The sequence below is a fragment of the Bacillota bacterium genome (assembly GCA_012839765.1).
GTDB lineage: Bacteria > Bacillota > Limnochordia > DUMW01 > DUMW01 > DUMW01.
The window spans coordinates 1-2085 of the sequence record DUMW01000084.1; the positions used below are offsets into that span (position 1 = coordinate 1).

3 protein-coding genes are annotated in these 2085 nt (G+C 50.1%); 1 reads left to right on the forward strand and 2 read right to left on the reverse strand.

Annotated features, from left to right (window positions below):
* Positions 1–238: 238 nt before the first annotated feature.
* Complete coding sequence (locus tag GXX57_08450; GenBank protein HHV44676.1) at positions 239–469, reverse strand: hypothetical protein; 231 nt, start codon at positions 467–469, stop codon at positions 239–241.
* Between the two features lie 369 nt (positions 470–838).
* Between GXX57_08450 and GXX57_08455 the strand changes: the two genes are divergently transcribed.
* Positions 839–1834, forward strand: coding sequence for a LacI family transcriptional regulator (locus GXX57_08455; protein ID HHV44677.1), 996 nt, complete (start codon positions 839–841; stop codon positions 1832–1834).
* 110 nt (positions 1835–1944) lie between these two features.
* On the opposite strand, the gene GXX57_08460 is transcribed toward GXX57_08455, so the two are convergent.
* Positions 1945–2085, reverse strand: a 141-nt coding sequence (locus tag GXX57_08460) for a hypothetical protein (GenBank protein HHV44678.1), incomplete at its 5' end; no start/stop codon positions are given.

Genomic DNA, 2085 nt, shown 5'->3' on the forward strand with positions numbered 1-2085 from the left:
CTACAACACGCGTCGGGTACAAAAACGACTTGGATATCTTAGTCCTATCGAATGGTTGAACCTCTACACCGAGAGGGTTGCGAAGGGTGTCGCTTAACTGAATGTCCGGAAATGTGTTGACAACCCTCTATATTTTGGTGGAGATTTCTCAAACGGGGTGTAACGCATAACTAGACGCTTCGCCCATATTGAGTTACTACAGAGACTAAGGTAAAAGAGACGTAGTCTTGATAAGGAATCATCCTAAAGGATCCAGTGGTTTACCGTAACGTTTTAGTAAATAGTTGATCGACCTTTGGCCCGGTTTGTGCGCGCTCCCTGCATGGATACTATCTATGTCACCCATCACGTAACGCATAAGCGCGATTATCCTAAGACCCCAGGATGATCTAGGCTTCACCAGCCGCCAGGCCGCTTCCACCTTTTGGGTGGTGGAGCCAATGGCCACGCCCTGATCCCTCCAGGCCACCTTGCGGGGCTCCTCTCTGGGGATGCCACATGATACAGGTAGGCCTCCCCATCCCGCCTATCGGTGGGCACTACCCCCCACACCCCAGCTGCGCCAGGATGCCCACTAGCAACGGCCTCAAGCCCAGTCCAAGTTGGTTGCTGCTGAGCCTGCTAATACTCTCTCTCGATGAACCCACCGGGACAAAAGCGGCTTAGTTTTATGAGAAACACACTGTCCTGACTAACCCTTGCAGGATCCGGGTTTCTCGTGGCATTAGTAGACTCTTACAAGAAATGCTTGACTTGGAAACAAAGCCTTGTTATTATGATCTTAACAGAGGGTAACCGGTTAACGCATACCAATTACCATTGGTGAGAGGGTTAGATTATGACAGTAACCATACGGGATATCGCAAAGGCAGCCAATGTCTCGGTAGCTACCGTATCAAAGGTACTGAACAACAAGGAAAGCGGCATCCCAATCAGCGAAAAGACACGGGAGAGGATTCTACGTATCGCCGAAGAGCTTCAGTATCGTCCTAACATCTGGGCTAAACGTCTGGCATCAAACTGCAGCAATGTCGTGGGAGTACTCATCGATACCTATCTCATCTTCTCCAGCACCATAAACGCCCAGATCCTCCAGGGTATTGGGGAATGTTTAGACGATAACGGGTATTCCCTGGAGCTTCTTTCGAAAAAGGGGATCAACAACATAACAGACTACCTAAGGGACCTTGTTCTGAGCCGGAGGATCGATGCTCTATTGGTTTGGATAAACGACCTAGATCAGGATTTTTGCCGATATCTCGACCAGCAGGGTATTCCCCACTGCCATGTACAGAGGTATCCCGCCTCCAAAGAGTGTTCCGGGGTCATGTGCGACAACCTTGGAGGATCCTACATGGCTACGAAATACCTCATCGAACATGGACACCACAACATCATGACCATCATCGACTTGGACCATATCGAGGGCAAATACAGGTTAGAAGGTTACAAGAAGGCCCTCGCGGAGTATTCTATACCCTACAATCCCGACCTAGTCATTGAAGGGATATACAGGGGCACCGTGGATGAGTCTACCTTAGATATCACTAAGTTCAAGAAAGCCCTAGCCTATTCCACTGCCGTTTTTTCCACCTCTGACTACTTAGCCATCCGGGCTACCAAACTGATAACAGAGCTAACCGGTGAGCCAAGACCTGTCATTGGTTTTGACGGCCTGGATATTATGAAGCACTATCAACCGCCGATTCCAACGGTGGTGCAGGATGGCTATCGCATGGGAATGGTAGCTGCAGAAAGAGTACTCAAGGCCCTGGGAAACGAGACATTGCCTCCAGAATGGATCTTTGTCCCTACCAGCCTAAGGATCCCATGAAAGGTCGGACGACTTCGAAGTCTAAGTAGCATCGCGGGCCTTTTTGAAGCTTGAACCCTTTTGCTTTTCTGGGACTCAATACTATCATAGTGCAAAGGGTTTCTCCAAACTCATTGCGGGGCCCTTAGGCTTTGGCCCACATCGTCCTCGTCCCGTTCTCCACAGGACCAGGTGGCATACAGCCGACCGAAGGCAGCTGTAAGCTGGGGATGATGGCTAAAGGCTGCTCCTTCGGTACCTTGGAACACCAC